Below are 26,666 nucleotides of genomic sequence, written 5' to 3'. Positions count from 1 at the left end.
CGCTCTGATGTTGCCACTCTGCATTCTGGCGGGCATCGTTCGCGCTGAAAATAAATACGGTGAGCGCTGTTTTAAATAACAGTTACTCCGCCGGGGGCGCGCTTTACCCTTAACAGAGATGGCTCATCTTGCTCGCCGTTAACGATAACTCTGCTGGAGTACTCACTAAATGAGCCAAATCTCTGTTATATCGAAACTTACGGGTGTGGAAACCACCACGGAAGGCACCCAGGTTACGCTGAGCCATTCCTCTATCGTTGAGCTTAAGGTAGAGCGAGCCAATGTCGCTGACTTCGCCCGCAACGGTAACGATCTGGTGATCACGCTACACTCCGGCGAGGTGATTACCGTTAAAAATTTCTTCGTCACCGATGCGCAAGGGGCGAGCCAGCTGGTACTGCAGGACAGTGAGGGGGCGCTGTGGTGGATTCAGGACCCCGCCGGGGCGGCCACCTATGAATCTATTGCCTCCACTGACGTCCTGCTTGCCGCATCCGGAAGTGATGCAGGCGGCGCGGCCATCTGGCCCTGGGTACTGGGTGGCATTGTCGCTGCGGGTGGCATCGCGGCGGCGGCAAGCACCGGCGGTGGCGGCGGTGGGGATGACGATGATGACAACGGCAGCAACCCCGGCACGCCGACAAACCCTTCCGATCCGGATACCACTCCGCCGAATGCGCCGTCCGGCCTGCAGTTCTCGCCGGATGGTAAAACCGTCTCCGGTACCGCCGAACCGGGCAGTACCATCACGCTGAAAGACGCCGACGGCAACGTCATCGGCACCGGTAAAACCGGCAGCGACGGTAAATTCACCATCGACCTGGGGACGCCGCTGACTAACGGCGAACAAATTACCGCCACCGCGACGGATTCCTCCGGAAATACCAGCCCGGGCACGACCATAACCGCTCCGGACACCACCGCGCCGGATGCCCCGGACATCCTGCTGGTAAATGACGATGCCGGCGACAAAGCGGGCCCGCTGGAAAACGGCCAGCGCACCGATGATGCCCGCCCGACCTTCAGCGGTATCGGCGAGCCAGGCAGCACCATCACTCTCTACGATAACGGCAAGCAGATTGGCACCACCACAGTGGATGCTAAAGGTAGCTGGAGCTTTACCCCCACCACCGATCTCGCCAACGGCAGCCACACCATTACCACAACCGCGACCGATGCGGCAGGCAATACCAGCCCGGCATCCGCTGCCGTCAGTTTTGTTGTCGATACGGTTGCGCCCGGCGCGCCCACCATTAGCAGCGCAACGGACGATATTGATCCCGGCAAAGGAACGGTAAGCAGCGGAGGCAGCACTAACGATCCGCGTCCTCAGCTCTCGGGGACCGCCGAACCAGGCTCCACCGTAACCATCTATGACGGCTCTGTCGCTATTGGCACGGCGGTCACCGGCAGCAACGGCACGTGGACCTTCACGCCATCGGTCAATCTGGGTGAAAGCACCCACCAGTTCACCGTCCGGGCAACCGATGCCGCTGGCAACACCGGACCCGCCTCTCCGGTATTCACCCTCACCGTGGATCTCACCCCTCCGGCAACGCCAACGGCGATTGTACTGAGCGATGAGACCGGGGCCATTAAAGGCGCAATTACCGCAGGCCAGTTCACCGACTCCTCTGAACCACTGCTGGCGGGACGGGGAGAGCCTGGCGGCACAATCCAGGTCTATGACAACGGTGTGCTGATTGGGCAAACCACCGTGCTGCCAAACGGCACCTGGAGTCTCAGGCCAGACAATCCGCTCGCGGAAGGCCCGCACTCGATCACCATTAAACAAACCGATGCGGCGGGCAACCAGAGCGCAGAATCGCAGCCGGTAAACTTTACCGTCGATACCACGCCACCGGCGCTGCCCGTTATTGCCATTAACCCCGTGGGAACCCAGGTTACCGGCACCGCCGAGCCAGGCAGCAAAATCGTCATCACCAACAGCAACGGCGACGTGATTGGCCGCGCCACCACTGACGGCAACGGTAACTTTGTTGCGACCCTTTCGCCTGCACAAACAAACGGCGAGCAGCTTTCGGTGGTAGCCACTGACGCGGCGGGCAACCAGAGTCCGGCGGCGTCCCTCACCGCACCGGACACGACACCCGATATCCTGTCTGTGGTGGATGATCAACCCGGCGTCACAGGCCCCATCAACCAGAATGGGATCACCAATGACCGCACCCCTACCCTGAACGGCACGGCGGAGCCAGGCTCGACCATCACCATCCATAGCGGCGGCGACGTCCTCGGCACGGTTGTTGTTCCATCATCTGGCCAGTGGACCTTTACGCCATCCACCCCGCTGGCCGAAGGTGCCCATGTACTGACGGCGACATCAAGCAACGGTAACGTTTCAAACGCCTGGACCATTACCATTGACGGAACGGCGCCTGATGCGCCCGCCATCACCCAGCTTGTCGATAATGTCCCTGGGGGCACCGGCCCGGTGGGTGCCAACGACACCACCAATGACGCAACGCCGACGCTCAACGGTACCGGTGAACCCGGCTCAACGATCACCATCCGTCTGGATGGCGTCGATATTGGCACCGCGGTGGTCGGTAGCAGCGGCGCGTGGACCTTTACGCCCACCACGCCGGTTGGCGACGGCACGCATACCCTGACCGCGATCGCCACCGACGTCGCCGGTAACACCAGCCCGGTATCCGGTGGATTTACCTTTATCGTTGATACCACCCCACCGCCGGTCGCGACGCTGGCAACCGTCACCGACGATGCCGGAGACGTTAAAGGCCCGCTCAGCAGCGGCGATACCACGGATGACACCCAGCCGTTACTTCAGGGGAGCGCCCCGGATGGCACGGTCATCACCGTGTATGACGGCACCACGCTGCTCGGTACCGCAACGCTCGACGGCAGCGGCGGCTGGAGCTTTACCCCTACCACGCCGCTCACCGACGGCCCGCATTCGCTGACGATCCATGCCACAGATGCCGCCGGGAATACCTCGATTTCTGATCCGTTCGAGCTGGTGATTGATACCGTCGCACCGGCCACACCGGACACGCCAGCCATCACCGTAAACCCGGATGGCTCAGCACCCACGTCGCTGAACCCGGGGGAAACCACCCGTGATACCACGCCGACGCTGAGCGGTACCGGTAATCCGGGCGATACGGTGACGATTTACAACGGCACCGACAAAATCGGTGACGCCGTGGTGGACGGCGACGGCAACTGGAGCTGGACGCCACCCGCCGACCTGCCCAACGGCACCTATGACATTACCCTGACCGTCACCAACAAGGACGGCGCGGGCAACGAAAGCGCCCCGTCCCAGCCGGTGACTATCACCATCGACACCGACGCGCCGGCCGCGCCCGCGGTCCCGGTCATTACCGACAGCGTCAGCCAGATAACCGGCCCGGTTGCCGATGGCGAAACCATCAACGATCCGCGTCCGGTACTGAGTGGCACCGGTACGCCAAACGATGTGATTACCATTTACGACAGCGTTGATGGCGGCACGCCAGCCGCCGTGGGTACCGTCACGGTAGACGGCAACGGCAACTGGAGCTGGCGTCCTGAAAGCGCTATTGACGAGGGCAGCCACGAATTTACCGCTACCGCCACCGACGAGGCGGGTAACGTCTCTGACCCTTCTACGGGGATCACCATCACCGTCGATACCCTCGCACCGGATACCCCGGTGATTGGCGCCATCGCCGGTGAGCCGAATGGCGGTGTTACTACGGATACCACGCCAACCGTCGGCGGAACCGGTGTGACGGGTGAAACGGTAATCGTCTATAACAATGGCGTCGAGCTTGGACGCGTGGTTGTGGCTAACGGCGAATGGTCATTCACCCTGCCCACGCAGACGGATGGCCCGCTGAACATCACCGTTGCGGCAGTCGACGCTGCGGGTAACGTCAGCGCACTCAGCCCAGTCTTTACCGTCACCGTCGATACCACTGCACCTGAGATCCCGCTGATCAACAGCGTTGAAGACAGCCAGCTCACCAACGGGACGCTCTATACCCGCGACGGTACGCCAACCCTCAACGGTACCGGCGAGCCGGGCTCCACCGTGATTGTCAGTGTGGACGGTACGCCATCCACAGTCCAGGTCACCGTCCAGCCGGATGGGACCTGGAGCTGGACCGCCGACACCACACTGCCGGAAGGCCCACACAGCTTCACCGTCTCGTCGGTCGACCCGGCGGGTAACGCTTCAGGAAGCTCTGCGCCGCTTGCCGTCACGGTGGATACCGTGCTTCCGGCAGCGCCGGACAATATCAGCGTGGCTGCACAGGGGACGCCGCTGACCGGTACCGGCGAAGAGGGTGCCACCATTATCGTTACAGACGCCAGCGGTAACGTGATCGGTACCGGGGTGGTCTCCGGCGGCAACTTCTCCGTGGCGCTCAGCCCGGCCCAGCAGGACGGCGCGGCGCTGACCATCACCGCCACGGATGCTGCAGGGAATCTCAGCCCTGAAGCCTCCTATACCGTCACCGGTACGCAGCCGAACTTCCCGGACGTGCCCGTCATTACGGTCATCAACGACGATACGGCCCCGGTTACGGGCGATGTGAAAGACAAAACCACCAACGACACGACGCCGACCCTTGTCGGGACAGCAGAGCCAGGCAGCATAATCACTGTCTATCAGGATGGCGTGCAGGTTCTGCTGCCAACCGTAACCGCCGATGCAAACGGCGACTGGAGCTATACGCCAACTCTGCCGCTGGGTGAAGGAGCGCACACCTTTGAGGTCACCGCCACGCTGAATGGCGAAACCAGCGGACGTTCGCCGGTGGCGACCGTCACTGTTGATCTCACCTCCCCTGACGCGCCTGTCATTGGCGCAGTTATTGATGATGTCGGCCCGGGCACCGGTCCACTCACGGACGGGCAGACCACCAATGACAACCGCCCAACCCTGACCGGTAGCGGCACGGCGGGCGATACTATCTCCATTTACAGCAACGGCACCCTGCTGGGCACCACCGTGGTCGGCCAGACGGGTAACTGGAGCTTCACGCCGTCCGCGCTGGCGGAGGGCAATAACGTCCTGACCATCCGTGAGACCGATCCGGCGGGCAACCAGAGTGCACCATCGGCAGGCTTCACCATCGTGGTTGACACCAGCTCCACCACCCCGGTGATTGTTAACGTCACCGATGATGTCGGCAACACCGCCACGACCGTGGTCAGCGGCAATACCACCAACGACGCAACGCCTACCCTCTCCGGTACGGCGGAAGCGAACAGCGTGGTGACGATCTTTGATGGCAATACGCAGATTGGCATCGTCACGGCGGACGGTACCGGCGCGTGGAGCTTTACGCCTGAGACCGCCCTCGTCGAAGGGTCACACAGCTTCACCGTCAAGGCCACCGATCCGCAGGGTAACGTCAGCCTGTCGTCAAACGCCTGGAGCGTGGTGGTTGACCTGACGGCGCCAACGGTCCCCGTGCTGGAAACCGTCAGCGACAACGTGGCGGGCGGGATTGTCGGTAATCTCACCACCGGCCAGGTCACTAATGACACCACGCCAACGCTCAGCGGGACAGGCGCCGTCGGCAGTACCATCCACATCCTGAACAATGGCGTGGAGATCGGTACCGCACCGGTAGACAGCAACGGCAACTGGAGCTTTACCCCTAATCCGGCGCTGGGAGATGGCAGCTATAACATTCGCATCAACGCCAGCGATGCCGCCGGTAACGTCTCAGCCAACTCGCCAGTCTTCGTCTTCACGGTTGATACCGCAGGTCCTTCCGCGCCGGTGGTCACCAGCGTGATTGACGATGTCGGTCCGGTCACCGGGACGCTCACCAGCGGCAACAGCACCAACGACACAAAACCCACCTTCAACGGCACGGGCGAAGTCGGTTCCACGGTGCACATCATTGTTGATGGCAGCGAGATTGGCACCGCGGTCGTCAATGCTCAGGGGAACTGGACCTTTACTCCGGGTACCGCGCTCACCGAAGGGCCACATGCCATCACCTTCAACGCCACCGATACTGCAGGCAATACCGGCAGCACGTCGGCACCGATTAACCTGACGGTGGATACCTCCGCACCGACAGCGCCGTCCATTTTGACCGCGAGCGATAACGTGGGCAGCGTTCAGACACCGCTCTCCTCCGGGCAGAGCACGGACGATACCACCCCAACCCTTAGCGGCACAGCCGCGGCCAACGCGACCATCACTGTCTATCAGGACGGGCAGCAGGTCGGCACCGCCCAGGCTGACGGCAGCGGCGCGTGGAGCTTTACCCCGTCCACAGCGCTGGCGAATGGTAGCCACACCTGGTCCGTCACGGCCACCGATGCGGCGGGCAACGTCAGCCCCGCATCGCCTGACTTTACGCTGGTGGTGGATACCACCGCGCCGAACGCGCCGGTTATCAGCCAGGCGGTTGATGACGTGGGCACGATCACCGGCCCTGTCAGCTCCGGACAAAGCACCGACGACACCATTCCGCGTCTCGTCGGTACCAGCGAGCCGTTTGCCACGGTGAACATTTATGAAGGTACGACGCTGGTGGGCACCGGTACCGCGGATGCCAGCGGAAACTGGAGCATTCTGCTGACCACCACGCTGGCAACCGGTCCACATAGCTTTACGGCTCAGGCGACGGATGCGGCAGGTAACACCAGCGCGCCGTCAGCGACCTTCAACCTGACCATCGACACCACGCCGCCTGCGCAGCCGGTGCTGAGCAGCATTGTGGATGACGTCGGGAATGCCGCCACGCCTGTCGCCAATGGCGGATTGACCAACGACGCGCAGCCAACCCTCACCGGCACGGCGGAAGCGGGCGCGACGGTGAAAATCTTCGATAACGGCGTGCAGATTGGCAGCGTTGTCGCCACCGGCGGTAACTGGAGCTTTACGCCATCCCCGGCGCTCAGCGATGGTCAGCACAGCCTGACGTTTACCGCCACCGATGCGGCGGGCAACGCCAGCGCACCCACCAGCGGGTATGTGATCAACGTGGATGCCACCGCGCCAGCCGCTCCGGTCATCAGCGCGATTGTAGACGACGTGGGCAGCGTTACCGGGCCGGTGACGGGCAATAACCCGACCAACGACACCCGACCAGCGTTGAGCGGTACCGCCGAAGCCAATGCGACGGTGCGTATCTACGACGGTAGCACGCTGGTTGGCACGGTCACCGCCGATGCCAACGGCAACTGGACGCTGGCGCAAACCACCACCACGCTGACGGAAGGTTCGCACAGCTTCACCGCCACCGCCACCGATGCCGCGGGCAATACCAGCGCGCCATCAACCGTGACCACAATCCTGGTGGACCTGACGGCACCGGGCGCACCGACCAGCCTGCAGGTGATCGCTAACGGAACCCAGGTCACCGGTACCGCTGAAGCGGGCAGCACCGTCACCATCACCAGCGGTAACGGTACGGTGCTCGGTACCGCGACGGCAGACGGTAACGGCAACTTTAGCGCTACCCTCACCACGGCGCAGACCAACGGTGAAGCCCTGCTGGTCTACGCGACCGATAAGGCCGGTAACGCTGGCGTCAGCGCCTCGGTGGTTGCGCCATCAACCAATATTCCGAACGCACCGGTTATCGCCAACATTGACGATAACGTCGGTAGCGTTACCGGAGGGCTGACCAACGGTAAAACCACCGATGACACCACGCCAACCCTGAGCGGCACCGCACAGCCGAACGCCACCGTCACGCTGTATAACAACGGCGTGTCGATGGGTACGGTAGTGGCGGATGCCAGCGGTAACTGGAGTTTTACGACCCCGGCATTAAGCGAGGGAGCACACGCCTTTACCGCCACGGCAACCAACTCAGCCGGTACCAGCCCGATCTCGCTCTCGACAACCGTTATCGTCGACGTGACGGCGCCAACCGCGCCTGCCGGGACCTTTAACGCTGACGGCAGCGTATTGACCGGTAAGGCGGAAGCGGGCAGCACCGTCACCATCCGCCTCGCGGACGGCTCAACGGTGACCACCACCGCAGACAGTAATGGTGCCTACAGCTACACCTTCCTCAACAAGCAGACCGAAGGCCAGACGCTGCAGATCACGGCCACCGATGCGGCGGGTAACACCTCGCAGCCGGGCTCGGTCCTTGCGCCGGTGGTGCCGCTCTCTGCCAGCAATAACGTTGAAGAGCTGGATCTCAGTACCACCGCCACCGTCACCAACAGCCAGTACAGCGACTATGGCTTCCTGCTGGTGGGTGCCGTAGGCAACGTGCTGACCCTGCTGGGCAACGATACAGCCCAGGTTGAGTTCAACGTGGGCAGCGGCGGCAGTGCGGATATTGTGGTCAATGCCAACGCCACGGGGGCGGTGCTTTCGCTGCTCAACACCCTGGAGCTGGTGGTGCAGCGTTTCGATACCGTCAACAATACCTGGACCACCGTCGTGGATACCGGACAACCGCAGTTCGCCGACCTGCTGACCCTTGGGGCCACCGGCGTGTCGCTGAACCTGACCGGGCTCGCTGATGGCCAGTATCGCGTGCTGAGCTACAACACCAACCTGCTGGCAACCGGCTCGTACACCAGCCTGGATGTGGCGGTGAAAGAGACCAGCGCCGGCACCGTAACGGGCGACACCAGCCTGGACGGTAACGTGATCCTGGATACCGATCCTACCGCAGGCAGCGATAACGCTCCGGCAGGTACGACCGTCTCCGCCGTGACCAACGCGCTGGGGGTCACCACCAGCGTTAACGCCGACGGCACGGTGATTCAGGGGCAGTACGGTACGCTGACCATTAACCGCGACGGCAGCTACACCTACAACCTCACCGACACCAGTGCCGCGGTGATTGGCCGCACGGAGAGCTTCACCTACACCATTACCCATAACGGTGTCAGCGCGTCGGCGAACCTTGTGCTGTCGCTCGGTTCGGGCAGCGTGGCGAATGGCATTGTCGCCGTAGACGACGCGGCTTCCCTGACCTTCGACACTACCGTCCAGGCCATCGATAACGGCACATCGTCGCAAAGCGGCTTTACCCTGGTGGGGATCAATCTCGGCAACACGCTGGGGCTGAACCTGCTGGACGATATGACCAACCCGATCATCTACAGCGTGGAGGAAGGTACAACCCGCACCATGACGATTCAGGCCTCCGTGGGGGGCGTAGCCCTGGCATCGGTGTTCGACCTGTACGTCTATAAGTTCAACAACGCGACCCAGACCTTCGAGCAGATGCGCGTTGAGCCGGGCTGGCTGCGTGCGCCGCTGCTGGGCGGCACCTCCTCGCAGCTGACGCTGAACCTGCCTGCCGGGGAGTATCTGTTCCTGCTCAATACGGCGGCAGGGATCACCGCGCTGACGGCCTACACCCTGAGCGTGCTGCAGGATCATGTCTACAGCGTCTCCAGCATCGGGGAGAGCACCACGGGGGATGTGCTGGCGAACGATCCGGTGCCGGATGGCACGGTGGTGACGGAAGTGAACGGTGTGGCGGTTAACAGCAGTGGAACAACCGACATTCAGGGAGAATACGGCACGCTGACCATTGATTCGTCCGGCCAGTACACCTACACCCTGAGGACCGGCGTGGGGGCGGACCATATCAGCACGCCGGACACCTTCGTCTATACCATTACGGCACCAAACGGCGCGAAAGATACGGGCTCGCTCAACATTACCCCAACCGCGCGGGCAATGGATGCGGTGAACGATGTCAGCACCGAGATGAGTGTCACGTCTGTACACCATACCTCGGCCTACTCTGACACCACCGTCGGCAGCGCCAGCTGGACCACCTCGTTGCTAGGTACCACCACGGGCAGCGGAAGCGGGACCTTTGTGGTGGATCCGAACACCGCCCTGCATAGCGCGTCGCTGCACTTTGACGTCGCGTCGCTGCTGGCGCTGGGCGGGCTGACGGTGAACTGGACGATCAGTGATGCCAACGGTGTTATCCGCACCGGCTCCTTCAGCGGCGGCTCGCTGCTGGGCGGCAGTATCGACGTGCCCCTGACCGGTCTGGATCTGAACGCCGGGACCTATACGCTGAGCTATACCGGCAGCGTACCGGGGCTGAGCGTGGGCAATATCACCATCACCCCGAGCGTGAACGGTACCACCTACTCACTGACCCAGTTCGACTCCACCAGCGGCCACACCGTTGACGGCAATATCTTCGACAGTACGGATTCCGCCGGGGCGATGGATCAGCTGCAGTCGGTCGATACCCGCGTGACAATTACCGGCTTCGACGGCACCACCACCACGCTGGATCCTTACACCGGCAGTACGCTGGTCAACGTCACGGGCCATTACGGCACGCTGTCGATTGGCGCAGACGGCCACTACACCTACACCCTCAACAGCGGGGTGTCGCTCTCAACCATCACGTCGAAGGAGGTCTTCAACTACACCCTCACCGATGCCAACGGCAATACGGACACTGCCACGCTGCCCATCAATATGGCGCCGCAGTTCGTCAGTTCTGAGCATAACGATGTCATTACCGGCACCGCGTACGGCGATACGCTGATTTATCAGGTGCTGAACAGCACCGCAGGCAACGCCACCGCGGGTAACGTCAGCAGTACCGCCGGCGATCACTGGACCAACTTCTCGCTGGCCCAGGGAGACAAAATTGACATCGGCGATCTGCTGGTGGGCTGGAACGGCAGTGCGTCAACGCTCGGTAATTACCTGCATGTGACGAACAGCAATGGCAGTACCGTGATCGCCATCGACCGTGACGGTACAGGAAGCACCTATACCAATACCACGCTCGTGACGCTTGATAACGTCCAGACCACCTACGACGAGTTAGTTAACCAGCAACACATCGTGACCTGATAGCACCTGTAGTACCTGACCCGGGCGCACTGCGCCCGGGCATAAACAATAAAGCTGTACTTATTTTTTATTAGGGACATGACATGGGAAAGATGATGCCTTACTGGTGGCTCTCGTGCTGCCTGATATCTGTGCCCGCACTCTCCGCTAATCCGGCGGCGATGATTAATACCGGACAACTTCGCGAAACGCAGGAACTCCCCTCCCTGAATGGCCGCGTGGCGCCTGTGGCGGGCAACGCCGCCCCCGGCACGCTGCAGCTTGGCGACGCCGTCAACCGCGCCGTCACCTGGCACCCGGCCATCAGTGAAGCGGTAGGAAAACTCTACCAACAGAGTGAAGAGGTGGACGTCGCCAAATCGAAATACTACCCGCAAATTAACGCCGGTATGGACAATGGCTATACCCATGACGGCGACGATAATGGCTTTACGCCATCGCTGGTGCTCTCTCTTTCCCAGATGCTGTACGACTTTGGCAAGGTGGCAAGCCAGGTGCGTGCCGAAAACGCCGGGGTTGCCCAGCAGCAGGCCAATGTGCTGGTGAGCATCGACACCATCGCCCACGATACCGCCATCGCCATGGTGGAAGTGCAAACCTGGCAGCAGATGGTCGATACCGCCAAAGAACAGCTCGACGCTCTCTCCTCCATTGGCAAGCTGACCCGCCAGCGTAACGACGAAGGAGCCACCTCGCTCTCTGACGTGGTGCAGACCGATGCCCGTATCGAAGGGGCCCGCGCCCAGCTCATGCAGTACCAGGCCAGCCTCGACAGCGCCCGCGCCACGCTGATGAGTTTTCTCGGCTGGAACACCCTCAACGAGGTGGGCAACGATTTTCCGCAAAAGCTGGCCCGCAGCTGTGATATCGCCGAACCGGACGATCGTCTGGTGCCAGCGGTGTTAGCGGCCTGGGCGCAGGCGAACGTTGCGCAGGCCAACCTTGACTACGCCAATGCCCAGATGACCCCGACCGTCTCGCTGGAGCCGGAAGTACGTCACTACCTCAACGACCGCTATGCGGGTAACGAAACGCGGGATCGCACGCAATACTCCGCGTGGGTGAAAGTGCAAATGCCGCTCTATCAGGGCGGCGGCCTCACCGCCCGGCGTAACGCTGCCGGACACGCCGTGGAAGCGGCGCAATCCACCATTCAGCGCACCCGCCTTGAGGTTCGCCAGAAGCTGCTTGAGGCGCGCAGTCAGGTGATGAGCCTGCTCAGCACCCTGCAGATCCAGGGTCGTCAGGAGGCGCTCAGCGCCCGCACCCGCGAGCTGTATCAGCAGCAGTATCTTGACCTTGGCTCACGCCCGCTGCTCGATGTGCTCAACGCCGAGCAGGAGGTCTACCAGGCGCGTTTCACCCAGCAACAGACCCTTGGCCAGCTGCATCAGCTGCAGCTCAACTGCCTCTACAACACCGGGCAGCTGCGCCATGCGTTCGATCTTGATAACCGCACCATCCAGACCGTGGAGATCCAGCCATGAAAGAGCGTGATATGCCGCAAGCTGAGCCCATGACGGATGATGCCCTGGCCCAGTGGGCGCAGGCCTTTGGCTTTATTGCCACGCGCTACCGCGTCGCCTGCTCTCCCGGCGCGCTGCTGGCAGGCGCACCGTGGCTGAAAGGCAAACCGATGGTGCCCGCCCTCACCCAGCTCGCCCGCGAGGCGGGGCTGTCGTTTCAGCTGCTTACCGCCAGCCAGCAGTCGATCAACAGCTGGCGTCTGCCGGTGGTGGTGGCGCTAAACGACGGCAGGGTTGGCGTGATCGAACATTTCGACGGCGACGATACGCTGGAGGTCAGCTTCTTTGACGACCAGACCTACACCAACCGTTTGTCGATGACGGCGATGCTGCCCGCCATCCGCCACGTTATTGCCCTGCGTCCGCTGGCAGCGCTGAAGGACAGCCGCGTGGACGCCTATATCTCAAAATACCGCCCGGACTGGCTCTACCGGCTGGTGATGCGCGACCTGCGCCCCTACAGCTGGGTGATGCTCGCCGCGCTGTTTATTAACGTGCTGTCGCTCTCCGGGATTGTCTTTTCCATGCAGGTGTACGACCGGGTGATCCCCGCCCAGTCCTACCCGACGCTGTATGTATTGACCATCGGGGTGCTGATCGCCACCCTGTTTGGCTTCGTGTTGCGCGTGGCGCGCGGGCACATTATGGATCTGCTGGGTAAACGCTCGGATCTGCGCGTTTCGGATCGCGTGTTCGGTCACGCCCTGCGGCTGCGCAACAGCGCGATCCCACGCTCTACCGGCAGCTTTATCTCCCAGCTGCGCGAGCTGGAGCAGATCCGCGAGATGGTCACCTCCTCCACCATCTCGACGATTGTCGATCTGCCTTTCTTCTTACTGTTTGTGGTGGTGCTGGCGATTATCGCCCCGCAGCTGGCGTGGATCGCCCCGGTGGCGGCGGTGATCATGGTTCTGCCCGGCCTGCTGCTGCAGAAGAAACTGGCGGAGCTGGCGAAACAATCCGCCCATGAATCGACCCTGCGCAACGCGGTGCTGGTCGAGAGCGTGCAGGGGCTGGAGGACATCAAGCTGATGCAGGCGGAAAACCGCTTTTTGCAGCAGTGGAACAGCTATATACAGATCACCGCGGAATCCGGCCTGCGTACCCGCGAGCTGACGCAGAATCTGATCAGCTGGGGGATGACCATCCAGAGCCTGGTTTACGCCGCCGTGATCGTGGTTGGCGCACCGATGGTGATCGACGGTACGCTGACCACCGGTTCGGTGGTCGCCGCCTCGATGCTGGCCTCGCGCATGATCGCCCCCATGGCGACGCTGTGCGGCGTGCTGGCCCGCTGGCAGCAGGTGAAAGCGGCAAAAGAGGGGCTGGACAGCATTATGCAGTTACCTACCGAGAACCAGCGCGAGGAGACGCCGATCCGCCAGGACGTGCTGCGCGGTCACTACCTGTTCGAGCAGGCGCAGTTTCGCTATCACCCGGAGGATCCGCGCATGGCGCTGCGCATCAACCGTCTGGAGATCAAGCCCGGTGAGAAAGTGGCGATCCTCGGGCGTAACGGCGCGGGCAAATCAACCCTGCTGCAGGCGATGGCGGGCGGGATGGATCTGGCCGGCGGCGAGCTGCGGCTCGACAACCTCAGCCTGCCGCACCTCGACGTCGCCGACGTCCGGCGCAACGTCGGCTTTATGACCCAGAACGCACGGCTGTTTTACGGCACCCTGCGGGAAAACATCACCCTCGGCATGCCGCGCGCCACCGACGACGAGATTTTCGCCGCACTGGAGTTAACCGGCGCGGCGAGCTTTGTGCAGAAGCTGCCGAAGGGGCTGGACTATCCGATCATGGAGAACGGCGTGGGGCTCTCCGGCGGCCAGCGGCAGTCGATTCTGCTGGCACGCATGCTGCTGCGCGACCCGAATATCGTCCTGATGGACGAACCCACCGCCTCGCTGGATGAGCATACCGAACGGGAGTTTATCCAGCGTCTGAGCGCCTGGCTCGGCCACCGTACGCTGATCGTCGCCACCCATCGCGTGCCTGTGCTGGAACTGGTCGAGCGGGTGGTGGTGCTCAAGGAGGGCATGCTGGTGATGGATGCCCCGAAAGCGCAGGCGCTGAACAACAGCCGCATGCAACAACAGCAGGCAGCCGCCGCAAGGGAGTGGAAAAATGAAAATCAGTCAGCGTGATGCCGCGGCAATGGACGATCTGGATAATGCGCTCGGTTCTGAAAGCGGCTACACCGGCGCGCGACGAATCGTGATCCTCTCTCTGCTGCTGTTTATCGTCCTCGGGATCTGGGCCTGGTTTGGCGTGCTGGATGAGGTCTCAACCGGTACCGGCAAAGTGATCCCCAGCTCGCGCGAGCAGGTTTTACAGTCGCTGGACGGGGGGATCCTCACCGAGCTGAACGTCCACGAGGGCGATCAGGTGCAGGCCGGACAGGTGCTGGCGCGCCTTGATCCCACGCGTTCAGAATCAAACGTCGGCGAAAGCGCCGCACGCTATCGCGCCTCGCTGGCCTCCAGCGCGCGCCTGTATGCCGAGGTGAACGATCTGCCGCTAAAATTCCCCCCTTCGCTGAAGGAATGGCCGGAGTTAATTGCCGACGAAACGCGGCTCTATAACTCCCGCCGCGCGCAGCTTGAGGATACCCAGCGGGAGCTACGTGCCGCGTTAGATCTCGCCAATAAGGAGCTGGCGATCACCCAGCGGCTGGTCAAAACCGGGGCCGCCAGCCACGTAGAGGTGCTGCGCCTGCAGCGGCAGAAAAGTGACCTGGAGCTGAAGCTCACCGACGTGCGCTCGCAGTATTACGTTCAGGCGCGCGAGGCGCTCTCCAAAGCCAACGCGGAGGTGGATATGGTCTCGGCGATCCTGAAAGGCCGTCAGGATTCCGTCACGCGCCTGACGGTGAAATCGCCAGTGCGCGGGATCGTGAAAAACATCAAGGTCACCACCATCGGCGGCGTGATCCCGCCCAACGGCGAGCTGATGGAGATCGTGCCGGTGGACGATCACCTGCTGATCGAAACCCGCCTCTCGCCGCGCGATATCGCCTTTATCCATCCGAACCAGGAAGCGCTGGTCAAAATCACCGCCTACGACTACGCCATTTACGGCGGGCTGCACGGGGTGGTAGAGACGATTTCCCCGGACACCATTCAGGACGAAGCCAAGCCGGAAGTGTTCTATTACCGGGTGTTTATCCGCACCAGCCAGGATTACCTGGTGAATAAAGCAGGCAGGCACTTCTCAATTGTGCCGGGGATGATTGCGACGGTGGATATTAAAACCGGGGAGAAAACGGTGCTGGATTATATGATTAAGCCGTTTAACCGGGCGAAAGAAGCGCTGAGGGAGCGGTGATCTTTGCAGGATGAACAGGACATGCCTCCACTCTATTTATAGAGCGGAGGCAGTTTGCTGCACTTCAAACCGTAGCTCGCTCATTCCAGGCATCGGAGTATTGAATATTTCCATCAACATAACGCCATGTGATTTTCTCGTAGCGCAGTTGAATGCTTTCCATGTGCCCTGTTCCCGGACAGTTACGTGTATCGTGCATAATTGGCGTAATAGAAACAACTTTTACACTTTCCAGTAAAATATTGAAGTATTCAACTTCCTGCCCTGCATCATTAATGTGGTACCACTTTACCTCTGCAGATTTGAGAGTTTGCCCTGTTGCAACAGCCCGATAAAGATAGGGGGATGCGCTGTCAATTTCTTTTTCAAACAGGAAAGGAGCGTGCTGACGTGTTCCGGTGAGTCTTCCTGTTGTCCCATCAACCGGGATACTTAAATTATGTGTCAAACCACGTAATTCAATACTCCCTTCTCTATGTTCTACGTCAGATGACCCCTTAATCAGATTCCCTGCATCATCTTTTAGCCATAAATGGACCGGTACAGCCATCATTTTCCTCCTTATTAATCATATAACCATCTTCCCGCTTTCGCAGATTCGGCGAACATCCTCACCGTTAAAGGCTTAGAAATTTGCTTTACGGGTTTATCCGTAAACCATTTTCGAAAAAACCATGTGTGAAACCATGGGTAATAAGCATTGTAATTCATCAGCGTTATATCAATATTGAATCGTTCGCTGAATTTATCCATACAGATGGCTAAATCATCATCCTCTGCATAGTCTTGTAAAATATCATCTAACTGCAAAGGTATGAGCTTGCCGGTAAATGTACCCATAACGGGCAATTCATTCTGAAAAAAAGCCAAAACCTCTTGTTCAGTTACCATATCCGGTCTTTCTTATGAGCAATCGTGTTATACATTTTAAGTGTCTTATAGCATATTTGAGCCAAATCGCTGGCTACCAATGTCCAGCCAATCACTGGTAGGCCTCTCCCGATAAAGGCCCCCAAATTTGTCACATACTTAGGTTTTAAAGTGGCAATGCTCGCTTCAGTTAACGTCGGTAATCTTACAGGTAACTCTACATTGAGATATTGACGTAAATATTTTGATGCTATAGATGTTCCTGCTGTTGTTCCGTAGGGCTTATTTCTGGTCTTTAATATCGGCAATCCTAAAATGATACAACTCATTGTTAGTGCATCCTCTATGCCGCCAAACTGCTCTTCAATTTTATCTAACAAAATCCAGAAAAACAGTTCACCAGCCGATATGTTGCAAATTCCTTTATAGAAGTAGGTTCCATTAAGCGCCTCGACGGTATCCATACACACCTTCATAGCCATTCTTATTAAGAATAAATACCATACGCCACTTTGACCGCAATGTTGATAAAATAGACCTTTATAAATTCCTAATTTTATAAACCGGCAGTATTATGTGCGGCGGAAAATATTTGCTCATCAGGTGAAACATTTTTGGCTTGAACGCATTCCTCATTTTCCATTTTTTCTGAAGCAGCCTCGCAGAATGTAACTTATCCCTTCATCCCCACTTTTTCTAACGGCTTTTCGGGCGTATGTTCCTCCCACGCCAGCAAAATCTGGCGTCGGGATTGGCATCCCGGTTAAACTTAATGGCGGCGTAAGCTCTTGTTGCGCCGTGCGTCTGGCTACATTCCAATGGTGGGCTGGGCGGGGGCGTCGCAAGACGCGCCGGTGTCCATTAAGGCCGGTAATGCCAACTCCGTTCAGTCCTGCCACCCGGGAAATTGGCATTTCTCTGGCAGTGTCTTAATCACTTAATGGAAACTGTCATATGACCACCAGTAACGCACGTTTCACGACCCCTTTCGACTGCAACACCGACTTCATCGATCTTGCCGACAATTGCCAACGCTATTGCGAAGCGCTGGTGGAAGAGACCAATCCCGCGAGAAAAATAGCCCTCTGCGGTCGTCTTGCTTCGACTTTTGCCCTGCTCCGCCCAATGCTGCTGGAGCCTATCCCTGAGCACTTACAGGGACGGAGGCTGGAATCGCGTTGCTGGGTTGAGGTGGTTTTCTCCCTCTCCCTGTGGGAGAGGGCCGGGGTGAGGGCATCATACCGCACCTATTTTATATTTATAAACAGGACGTTAATTATGAATAACCAGGAAAAATTACGCATCTCAACGACGCCACGCGCATTACCTTCGCCCAAAAGGGGCTTCTTTAAGCGCCCACTGCCCCGGCGTTTTACCGGTCCACGCGCTGAAGACCTCAATGAATGCGCTGACGCTGCTATAACCGCAGGACAGCGCAATCCATCCCACCGGCTTCCCCGCGGCCAGCCACTCCATTGCCTGCATTACCCGCGCCAGTTGCCGCCAGTTAACGAAGTTCATTCCGGTCTGGGCACGAAACCGACGGTTGAACGTACGCACGCTCATCCCCGCCTGGCGGGCATGGCTCTCAACCGTCTGATTATCATCGACAAACTGCAGCAAATGCCTGACCACGTCCTTCAGACGCGGATCCGTCGGCACGGGCAGAGAAAAGTGCACCTGAGGTGCCACGGCAAGCTCATCCAGCAGCAGGGTGAGCTTTCGCGGATCGTACTCGCTTTCAGCAACGCTTAAGCGGGAAAACAGTGCATGGGTAAGATCGTCGGGTTCGAACAGGGCGGGCACATCGGGAAGCCTTGCGCAGCAGGCGGGGTCAAGATAGATGGCGCTGCCTTCTATCGCGCTTTCAGAAAAGGCGGTGTGCTGATTGCCAGGCGGGATCCAGCCGATGTGTTTTGCCGGTACGACCGAGCGCCCCCGCTGCGACTCAATCACCAGCAGACCCGTTGCAATGCGCCACAGCTGGCCAGCGCGATGGCTGTGCCAGGGGGTTCGGTACCCGCCAGGATGAAGGAGCGTCTCAGTACTGACCATATCATTTTGACCGAAAATCGTTATTCATCGGCGTATTACAGAAACTGCGTCTTCGGCTGTCAAGGATAATGGCGACTAAACCACATAAGGAGCCCTTAATGAGCATAATCACATCCCTGATAGCCGACACCGACAATGCCGCGCAGCGCGAAAAGATGGCGTGCCTGTTAACCCGCTTATTCAACGGCGATATCGATCCGGCAGAGGTCTTTACGCCCGATTACCAACAGGTTACGGACGGTCACACGCTTGATTACCGGGGATTTATCCAGCACCTGAGCCACGTCAGCTCGCAGACTCGCACGATCGCCTTTACCGTGGCGGAGATAGCCTGTCATGACGAACTTCTGGCTGACCGGCATATCGTGACGGTCACGTATCCTGGCGGTCGTCAGGCAGAGATCGAGGTTTACCTGTTTGCCGCGCTGCGTGAAGGGAAAATCTGGCGGATCCATGAAGTCACGCGGGCCCTCAGCGGCGATGCTTCAGATCGCACGCTGGCCCATGCGACAGAGTAACGTCACTCCGCCGGGCGAGGTACGCTACGGTTATATACCTCAACATAACGCGCAAATTTTCCGATAAACACGCCCGCAAATACCCCGCCTGAGATAATCGCCAGCGCGCTCATGGCGGGTTGCTGCATTGTATGGGGAGAGATGGCGCTCATCACGCCCAGCACATACTTCACCGCGAACGCCAGCATCATAAACGGCAGCGCGGTGTAGTCTGCCTGACGGTGGAGGCTGCGCGGTGCCTCAGCTCGGGTGATAGCCGCCTGCTTAATCAGGAAGTACCCCAGTGCCGCACCGGCAAGGATCCCCGCCGTCCACAATGCAACAGTCGCAGGAGTCAGCGTGCGATAGACCACCAGATCGTAAATATCCCAGATAAGAAAAATGCCCGGAATGATAGCAAGCCGCTCCAGCGTCACGGTGGCCGGCTTGCGGGCTTTAATGCCGCGGGATATAAGGAAGATAAACAGCACCCACACCCAGGCGGGTGTGTGCGTAACGACACCGAGCAGAAATTCAAACATGGAGATCACCATGGACGATCGCGGCTCCTGCCGCCCTGAACGCGTATTGCGCATAACGGCAGGAACGCCATTATGCGCAGGTCTTTTACAGCGATTTTTTCAGGCGACGAACCGCCTCTTTCAGCTCTTCATCCGTTGGCGTGACAAACGACATACGCAGCGTCGAATGGTCTGGCTCATTGCAGTAGAAAAATTCGCCCGGGACAAATACTACGCCGTTACTTAACGTCTTTTCCAGCCAGCGCGTGGTATTACTACCATTTTTCATATTCGCCCACAGGAACATGCCGCCCTTCGGCTTGTGGAACGACATCACATCGCCCAGCTCGGCTTCCAGTTCGTTGGCGAACGTCTGATACTTCTGACGATAGGCTTCGCGGATCATTTTGATCTGCCCGGCCAGACGCCCGGTTTTCAGGTATTCGTAAGTCATCAGCTGCGACAGCGTGCTGGTGTGCAAATCGGTGGTTTGCTTCAGGTTCACCACCGCACGCTTCAACCACTCCGGCACCAGCACCCAGCCCACACGGGTGCCCGGCGCGAGAATTTTAGAGAAGGTTGAGGTATACACCACGTTCTCTTCGTTGCCGATATCTTTGGCATGGGCAATTAACGGGCGAAAAACTTCGTCGGTGTAATTAATTTCACTGTACGGATCGTCTTCGATAATCACGAAGTCATAGCGCTTCGAGAGTTCCACCAGCTGTTTACGGCGCGCCTCAGACAGCGTAACGCCACCCGGGTTACCAAATGTCGGCACAATATAAACCGCTTTGATGGGTTTATTTGCCACCAGGGCTTCGAGTTCATCCACTTTCATGCCGTCGCCATCGGTGCCAACGGATTCGAAATTCGCCTGCGCCAGACCAAAGACCTGCAGCGCAGCAAGATAGGTTGGGCGTTCGACGACGACGGTATCGCCCGGATTAATTAACGCGCGCGCCAGCACGTCAAGGGATTGTTGTGAACCGGAGGTCACGACCACATCATCCGCTTTGCAGCGGATCCCGCGCCCTTCGCAGATGCGCTGAATCTCTTCCCGCAGTCCCGGCACACCCTCGGTCAGACCATACTGGAAGGCTTCACCAAAATGCTGCGACAGTACGGCATCAGCGGCGATTTTCAGGCCTTCGTGATCGAACAAGGCCGGGTTAGGAATACCCCCACCCAGCGAAATGACGCCTGCCATTTTGCTATGTTTTAATAATTCACGGATGGCGGAAGATTGCAGGCCCTGCGCGCTGCTGGCGAGTTTGTTTGCAGACATTCTTTGATTACCTTCTTTTTTATATTGTGCCCAATCTTAGCAGAATATGAGCAATAAATTCCGTTAGCTTCGGGAGGGGACGTAAATCCTGACGCCACAGTAAATGCACCGGCCTCGGCGCGGGTGTAAACGGCTCCAGAACCCGAACCAGCCTGCCGCTTGCCAGCTCTTCCGCCACCAGCACCTCCGGCTGCAGAAGCAGCCCCGCCCCGGCGCGCGCCGCCATGCGTAAGCCGTAGCCGTCGTTGCATCGTAAAATGGCATCGCGCTTCCAGCGCACCTCGCCCTCCACACCCGGCAACCGCCATTCGTTACGCGCGGTCCATACCGTGTGGGAAAGGCAGAGATGGTCCACCAGATCGGCAGGCGTTTGCGGCGTACCGTGGCGCGCCAGATAATCCGGCGACGCGCAGATCACCATGTTGTAAGGGCACAGGTATTTCGCCACCAGATCGTCATTGCGAATATCACCAATGCGAATGGCCAGATCGACCCCCTCTTCCACCAGATCCACCATCCGGTTAGTGAGATCCAGTTCGATACGCACTGCCGGATAGCGCTGCAGAAAGGTGGCGGTCAGCGGCGCGATAACGCAGCCGCCAAACGACGTAGGTGCCGTCACGCGCAGGGTGCCCGCCGGTGCGGCGCGCAGACGTTCCACCGCGCTTTCGGCAATGGCCACCTGCTCCAGCACCCGCTTCGCCTCGTCATAATAGACCCGCCCGGCGTCGGTCAGGCTTTGACGTCGCGTATTGCGCTCCAGCAGACGGGTGCCAAGCTCGGATTCCAGCAGCGCAATGTACTTCCCCACCATCACCGACGACATATCCAGCCGGGAGGCCGCCCCGGTAAAACTGCCGCTTTCCACTACGGCGATAAAGGTTTCCATGCTGCGAAGCTTATCCATATTACAAACCTCTGGTTAGCAATCTTCTAACTTTAGCCCAGTTTATCCGACTTTTAATTTATTAAAGAATGCAGGCTCACAACATGAGGAGTCGGCTATGAAAATCATCATTATTGGTGCCAGCGGTACGGTCGGTCGTGCAGTAACGGAGGCGCTCAGTCGCCGCCACGAAGTGATCCGCGTGGGCCGCACGCAGGGCGATGAGCAGGTGGATATTACGTCACAGGCGAGCGTGCAGGCGCTGTTTGAGAAGGTCGGTCGTGTGGATGCGATTGTCTCCGCCAGCGGCGGGTTGTACTTTGGCCCCCTCGCCACCATGAAAGACAGCGATTTCAATCAGGGGTTACAGGATAAACTGCTCGGACAGGTGCGTCTGGCGCTGACCGGCCAGCACTACCTGAACGATGGCGGCTCCATTACCCTGATTAGCGGGATTGTGGCGCACGAGCCCATCGCGCAGGGCGTCAATGCCACCACGGTGAATGCCGCGCTGGAAGGGTTTGTTCGCGCTGCCGCCTGCGAGCTGCCGCGCGGGATCCGCATCAACCTGATAAGCCCGACGGTCCTCACCGAATCGGTCGAAACGTACGACGGCTTCTTCCCGGGCTTTGAAAGCGTGCCGGCCGCCGCCGTGGCGCAAGCCTATCGCCGTAGCGTGGAAGGGGTGCAGACCGGGCGGGTGTATAAGGTGGGTTACTGAAGCAGGAAAGGGGCGAGGAACGCTCGCCCCGTCACGATCAGAGCCTGCTTCGGATTTTCTCCACCATAGCGGTGGTTGAGATCCCGTAGCGGTCGTGCAGGGTTGGCAGCGCCCCCGCATCAAGGAACGCGTCCGGCAATGCGACGGTATCGAAATCCACGTTCACGCGGTTGCGCATTAACAGCGACGCGACGGCCTCACACAGCCCGCCAACGCTGCTGTGGTTTTCCGCCACAATAACCAGCCGTCCCGGTTTCGCGGCCTGCGCCAGAATGGTCTCCTCATCCAGCGGTTTAATGGTGGGCGAGTGCAGTACCGCCACGCTGACGTTATCCTTACGCAGTTGCTTTGCTGCCTCCAGCGCGCGCATGGTCATTAGCCCTGAGGCGATGATCAGAACGTCGCTCCCCTCTTCCAGCAGCGCGGCTTTGCCCAGCGTAAACTGGTAATTGTACTGGTCCAGCACCACCGGCACCTTGCCGCGCAGCAGTCGCATATACACCGGCCCATTGTGCGCCGCGATCGCCGGTACAGCCTGTTCGGTGTCTATCGCGTCGCAGGGATCGATGATGGTCATCCCCGGAATACCTCGCATAATCGCAATATCTTCCGTCGCCTGGTGGCTCGGACCGTAGCCCGTGGTTAACCCCGGTAGTGCAGCGCATATCTTCACATTGAGATGCTCTTCGGCGATAACCTGATGAATAAAATCGTAGGCACGACGGGTGGCAAAGACCGCATATGTCGTGGCGAAGGGAATAAACCCCTCTTTTGCCATTCCCCCGGCCGCGCCCATCAAGAGTTGCTCCGCCATCCCCATCTGGAAGAAACGTTCCGGATACGCCTGGGCAAAGATATGCAGATCGGTATATTTCGACAAATCCGCCGTCATACCGACAACTTCCGGGCGCTGTTCCGCGAGCTTCACCAGCGCATGGCCGAACGGTGCAGAGCGCGTCTCCTGGCCGTCTTCCGCAATAGAGGCAATCATGGCCGACGTGGTTAAACGCGGTTTTTTCTCCGTTATCTGGCTCATTACAGCACTCCTTCAGGTTTGTTGGCATCCAGCACGGCGAGTGCCTTTTGCCACTCGTCAGCATCCACGCGAATAAAATGGTTCTTGTCACGTTGTTCGAGGAAAGGCACACCTTTGCCCATCAGCGTGTCGCACAAAATGACGCGTGGCTGGTTTTCCGGATAGCGTCTGGCGTTATCAAACGCCGCCACCAGCGCAGGGACATCGTTGCCATTTACGCGCTGCACATACCAGCCGAACGAGGTCCATTTATCCTCCAGCGGCTCAAAGCCAAGGATCTTGTGCGAATTGCCGTCTGCCTGCTGGCGGTTAATGTCCACCAGCACGATCAGGTTCGACAGGCCATGGTGCGCTGCAGACATAGCCGCTTCCCAGGTTGATCCTTCGTCAAGCTCACCGTCCGACATGGAGTTAACGACCCATGCCGCGCTCTGCTTGTGCTTCAGCCCCAGCGCCATGCCGACCCCAATACTTAACCCCTGCCCCAGCGAACCACCGGAGATCTCCATGCCCGGCGTGTAAGTTGCCATACCGGACATTGGCAGGCGGCTGTCGTCCGAGCCGTAGGTCTCCAGCTCCTCTTCAGGAATGATCCCGGCTTCAATCAGGGCGGCATAACAGGCAATGGCGTAATGACCGTGGGAAAGCAGAAAACGGTCACGACCTTCCCACTCCGGCTCGTCCGGCTTGAGGTTCATACCGTGGGTAAACGCGGTGGCCAGTACGTCGGCATAGCCCAGCGCCTGCCCGATGTAGCCCTGCCCCTGCACTTCGCCCATGCGCAGCGCATAGCGGCGAATACGCCATGCCGCCGCGGCAACCTGTTGAACTGTGGTATCCGTCATCGTCGAGTCTCCTTAATGGATCAGCATGCCGCCGTTCACGTCGAGCGTGATACCGGTGGAGTAAGACGAAAGGTCGCTGCCAAGGAACAGCGCGGCGTGGGCAATATCCTGCGCGTCGCCGAGGCGGTTAAGCGGAATGCCCGCCAGGATGGCGGTTTTCATCTCATCGCTCAGCTTGCCTGCGGTGATGTCCGTCTGGATAAGGCCGGGTGTAATGCAGTTTACGCGTACGTTATCCGGCCCCAGTTCACGGGCCATCGCTTTCGCCAGGCCCAGCACACCTGCTTTAGCCGCGCTGTAGTGGGGGCCGCCAAAAATACCGCCACCGCGCTGTGCTGATACCGATGAAATGCAGACAATGCTGCCTGACTTCTGCGCGCGCATGGTGGGGATCACCGCCTGGGACATCAGCAGCGTGCCGCGCAGGCTGACGTCCAGCACCGCGTCGTAATTCTCGCGTTTAATATCCATCAGCTTAATCGGCTGAGTAATACCGGCGTTATTCACCAGAATATCGATGCGCCCGTATTTTCCCAGCACCTGCTCAATGGCGGCGTTAACCTGTAATTCATTGCTGACGTTCGCCGCAAGGCCCAGATGCTCTTCACCCAGTTTCGCCGCCGCTGCCCGACTGGCCTCAGCATCTAAATCGATAATCACTACCTTCGCACCCTGCCCGGCATATAATTTAGCCGTGGCAAAACCCAAACCGCGTACAGAAGCCGCGCCGGTAATAACGGCGACTTTATCTTTCAGTAGCATATATTTACTCCACTATGGTAAAAGGAATTTATTTTTTATTTCGGTTCATCCAGCAACATAATCACAAACAGGCCAATCGCTGCACAAACACCGAAATAAATAAATACAGAGTTAAAACTTCCTGTTTTATCCAGCAGAAAACCCGCCAGCATCGGGGAAACAAATCCGCCGAGATTTCCGCCGCTATTGATAATTGACGCAGCTATCGGATAGGTTTTACTGTCCGCAACGGCCATACCGTAAGCCGTAAAAGCAGGCCAGCCGATATTCAGACAGAGGCCGACAAAAAACAGCCCCACGCAAACCGCAACGGTGCTTTGCGGAATATTCAGCATGATGACCATCATTAACACGGTGCTGATGGCGGTAAACATCATGGTCGGTTTACGCCGACGGCCGAGCAGTTTGTCGGATACGTAACCGCCAAAAATCGCCCCGATAAATCCGCCGATGCACGGCATACTGGCGACCAGCCCCATGCTCATAAACGTAAAGCCTTTCTCTTTCACCAGATAGAGCGGGATCCACGTCAACAGGCCATACAGCACGCTGACCATCATGAAATAGGCCAAACAGTCGCCGAGGATATTCTTCGAGGTAAACAGCCCTTTTACCGTGCTCACCGGGGCTAAGTCCCGCACGCGAATCAGGCGGTCAAGGCGCGCAAAGCCCGGTGAAATCACGATGTTTTCCCGTCTGGCGTCCGGCGTCTCCTGACCCACAGTAATGGTCTCCAGTTCGGCTTTAGAGACGAATGCGCTCTCTGATGGTCTGGTGCGCACCAGCAGATACCACAGGACGGCAATGACCAGACCGGGGATCGCGAAGGAGAAGAAGACCCAACGCCAGCCCCACGTCATGGCGATCCACACCGCCAGCGGCGGCACGAGGATCGGCGCGAACATGGTGGCCGCGATGTAGACGCCGGTGGCGGTGGCCTTCTCCCTGGGTGGAAACCAGTTATTGATGGTGGAGGCCAGCCCGACAGGACACGGCCCCTCCGTTAACCCCAGCCCCAGACGAATAAACTTCAGCCCAAGAACCGAGGTCGCCGTGCCCATCAGCCAGGTAAACGCCGAGAAGCCGAATATCGACAGCGCCACCATGCCGCGAATCCCCTTTTTGGCGATAAAAAAGCCCGCTGGAATTTGGCTCAATGCGTATCCCAAAAAGAACATACTGGCGATGGCACCGGCTTCGAAATTATTAATATGAAACTCATCAATGATAAAGGGCAGTACTGCACCAATATTTGTTCGGTCAGCATAGTTAATGGCATACACAATAAAAATTAATGCCAGCACAACGAAACGGTAATTGGTTTTTTTAGTGTTTATGTAGGGGACAGCATGTTCTATACGAGACATAACTTACCTCATTATTCGAACAACGTGAGTCGTTTTATTTTTACGTTCAAGGTCAATATATCGGCTCATGAATGAAACACCATTCAATAAACCTCATTTATTGCTGAGATAAATTTGATTCGCGATACAGCTCAAAAAAATAACATCGGGAT

Annotated in this window: 17 protein-coding genes; 6 read left to right on the top strand and 11 right to left on the bottom strand. The window is 58.8% G+C overall.

Annotated features, from left to right (window positions below):
- Positions 1-169 precede the first annotated feature (169 nt).
- The 4 genes from EQV24_RS15170 (at position 170) to EQV24_RS15155 (ending at position 15,666) form a co-directional block, all read left to right on the top strand.
- Complete coding sequence (locus tag EQV24_RS15170) at positions 170-10,810, top strand: BapA/Bap/LapF family large adhesin (RefSeq protein ID WP_130626743.1); 10,641 nt, start codon at positions 170-172, stop codon at positions 10,808-10,810.
- Positions 10,811-10,893: 83 nt separating this feature from the next.
- Entirely contained in the window at positions 10,894-12,297 is a 1,404-nt protein-coding gene (locus EQV24_RS15165; protein ID WP_013098387.1) for a TolC family outer membrane protein, read from the top strand.
- Entirely contained in the window at positions 12,294-14,486 is a 2,193-nt protein-coding gene (locus EQV24_RS15160; RefSeq protein WP_014832976.1) for a type I secretion system permease/ATPase, read from the top strand. Before EQV24_RS15165 ends, EQV24_RS15160 begins: the two co-directional genes overlap by 4 nt.
- A gap of 10 nt (positions 14,487-14,496) precedes the next feature.
- Positions 14,497-15,666 carry an HlyD family efflux transporter periplasmic adaptor subunit gene (locus EQV24_RS15155; RefSeq protein ID WP_086528237.1) on the top strand — a complete coding sequence of 390 codons (1,170 nt, stop codon included), beginning with the start codon at positions 14,497-14,499 and terminating at the stop codon, positions 15,664-15,666.
- A gap of 64 nt (positions 15,667-15,730) precedes the next feature.
- Here the strand turns inward: EQV24_RS15155 and tssD are convergent, their stop codons facing one another.
- The 4 genes from tssD to EQV24_RS15130 all read right to left on the bottom strand — a co-directional run bounded on the left by tssD (position 15,731) and on the right by EQV24_RS15130 (position 18,591).
- The gene (tssD, locus tag EQV24_RS15150) at positions 15,731-16,216 is read right to left on the bottom strand and encodes a type VI secretion system tube protein TssD (RefSeq protein ID WP_029882108.1); all 486 of its coding nucleotides are present in this window, start codon (positions 16,214-16,216) and stop codon (positions 15,731-15,733) included.
- 14 nt (positions 16,217-16,230) lie between these two features.
- Positions 16,231-16,557, bottom strand: coding sequence for a DUF1493 family protein (locus tag EQV24_RS15145; RefSeq protein WP_040023494.1), 327 nt, complete (start codon positions 16,555-16,557; stop codon positions 16,231-16,233).
- A complete protein-coding gene (locus EQV24_RS15140) occupies positions 16,551-17,000 on the bottom strand; it encodes an STM2901 family protein (RefSeq protein WP_040023496.1) in 450 nt (149 codons plus the stop codon). The genes EQV24_RS15145 and EQV24_RS15140 overlap by 7 nt, the downstream gene beginning before the upstream one ends.
- An 859-nt stretch (positions 17,001-17,859) precedes the next feature.
- Positions 17,860-18,591 carry a helix-turn-helix transcriptional regulator gene (locus tag EQV24_RS15130; protein ID WP_130626742.1) on the bottom strand — a complete coding sequence of 244 codons (732 nt, stop codon included), beginning with the start codon at positions 18,589-18,591 and terminating at the stop codon, positions 17,860-17,862.
- A 98-nt stretch (positions 18,592-18,689) separates the two neighbouring features.
- Here EQV24_RS15130 and EQV24_RS15125 point away from each other — a divergent pair, with 98 nt between their 5' ends.
- The gene (locus EQV24_RS15125) at positions 18,690-19,109 is read left to right on the top strand and encodes a nuclear transport factor 2 family protein (protein WP_020690742.1); all 420 of its coding nucleotides are present in this window, start codon (positions 18,690-18,692) and stop codon (positions 19,107-19,109) included.
- A 2-nt stretch (positions 19,110-19,111) separates the two neighbouring features.
- On the opposite strand, the gene EQV24_RS15120 is transcribed toward EQV24_RS15125, so the two are convergent.
- The 3 genes from EQV24_RS15120 to EQV24_RS15110 all read right to left on the bottom strand — a co-directional run bounded on the left by EQV24_RS15120 (position 19,112) and on the right by EQV24_RS15110 (position 21,804).
- Positions 19,112-19,630, bottom strand: a complete 519-nt coding sequence (locus tag EQV24_RS15120) for a DUF6622 family protein (RefSeq protein ID WP_029883923.1) — start codon at positions 19,628-19,630, stop codon at positions 19,112-19,114.
- Positions 19,631-19,715: 85 nt separating this feature from the next.
- Positions 19,716-20,897 (bottom strand): PLP-dependent aminotransferase family protein, encoded by a 1,182-nt coding sequence (locus EQV24_RS15115; RefSeq protein WP_038420464.1) that lies wholly within the window; start codon positions 20,895-20,897, stop codon positions 19,716-19,718.
- Between the two features lie 19 nt (positions 20,898-20,916).
- Entirely contained in the window at positions 20,917-21,804 is an 888-nt protein-coding gene (locus tag EQV24_RS15110) for a LysR family transcriptional regulator (RefSeq protein WP_045294753.1), read from the bottom strand.
- Between the two features lie 97 nt (positions 21,805-21,901).
- Here EQV24_RS15110 and EQV24_RS15105 point away from each other — a divergent pair, with 97 nt between their 5' ends.
- Positions 21,902-22,504 (top strand): short chain dehydrogenase, encoded by a 603-nt coding sequence (locus tag EQV24_RS15105; RefSeq protein ID WP_094916252.1) that lies wholly within the window; start codon positions 21,902-21,904, stop codon positions 22,502-22,504.
- A gap of 37 nt (positions 22,505-22,541) precedes the next feature.
- Here the strand turns inward: EQV24_RS15105 and EQV24_RS15100 are convergent, their stop codons facing one another.
- Genes EQV24_RS15100 through EQV24_RS15085 form a run of 4 tightly spaced genes read right to left on the bottom strand, consistent with a single transcriptional unit; the run spans position 22,542 to position 26,514 of the window.
- Entirely contained in the window at positions 22,542-23,531 is a 990-nt protein-coding gene (locus EQV24_RS15100) for a transketolase family protein (protein ID WP_038980959.1), read from the bottom strand.
- A gap of 8 nt (positions 23,532-23,539) precedes the next feature.
- Positions 23,540-24,385: a transketolase gene (locus EQV24_RS15095; RefSeq protein ID WP_013098399.1), complete on the bottom strand. Its 846-nt coding sequence runs from the start codon at positions 24,383-24,385 to the stop codon at positions 23,540-23,542.
- Positions 24,386-24,397: 12 nt separating this feature from the next.
- Positions 24,398-25,147: a glucose 1-dehydrogenase gene (locus tag EQV24_RS15090; RefSeq protein ID WP_129253227.1), complete on the bottom strand. Its 750-nt coding sequence runs from the start codon at positions 25,145-25,147 to the stop codon at positions 24,398-24,400.
- 35 nt (positions 25,148-25,182) lie between these two features.
- Positions 25,183-26,514 carry an MFS transporter gene (locus EQV24_RS15085; RefSeq protein ID WP_038980953.1) on the bottom strand — a complete coding sequence of 444 codons (1,332 nt, stop codon included), beginning with the start codon at positions 26,512-26,514 and terminating at the stop codon, positions 25,183-25,185.
- Between the last annotated feature and the right edge of the window lie 152 nt (positions 26,515-26,666).

The organism is Enterobacter sp. A8 (assembly GCF_004296595.1).
Classification (GTDB): Bacteria; Pseudomonadota; Gammaproteobacteria; order Enterobacterales; family Enterobacteriaceae; genus Enterobacter; species Enterobacter cloacae.
The sequence above is the reverse complement of the archived record's forward strand: the minus strand, read 5'-3'. Positions and strand labels throughout refer to the sequence as shown.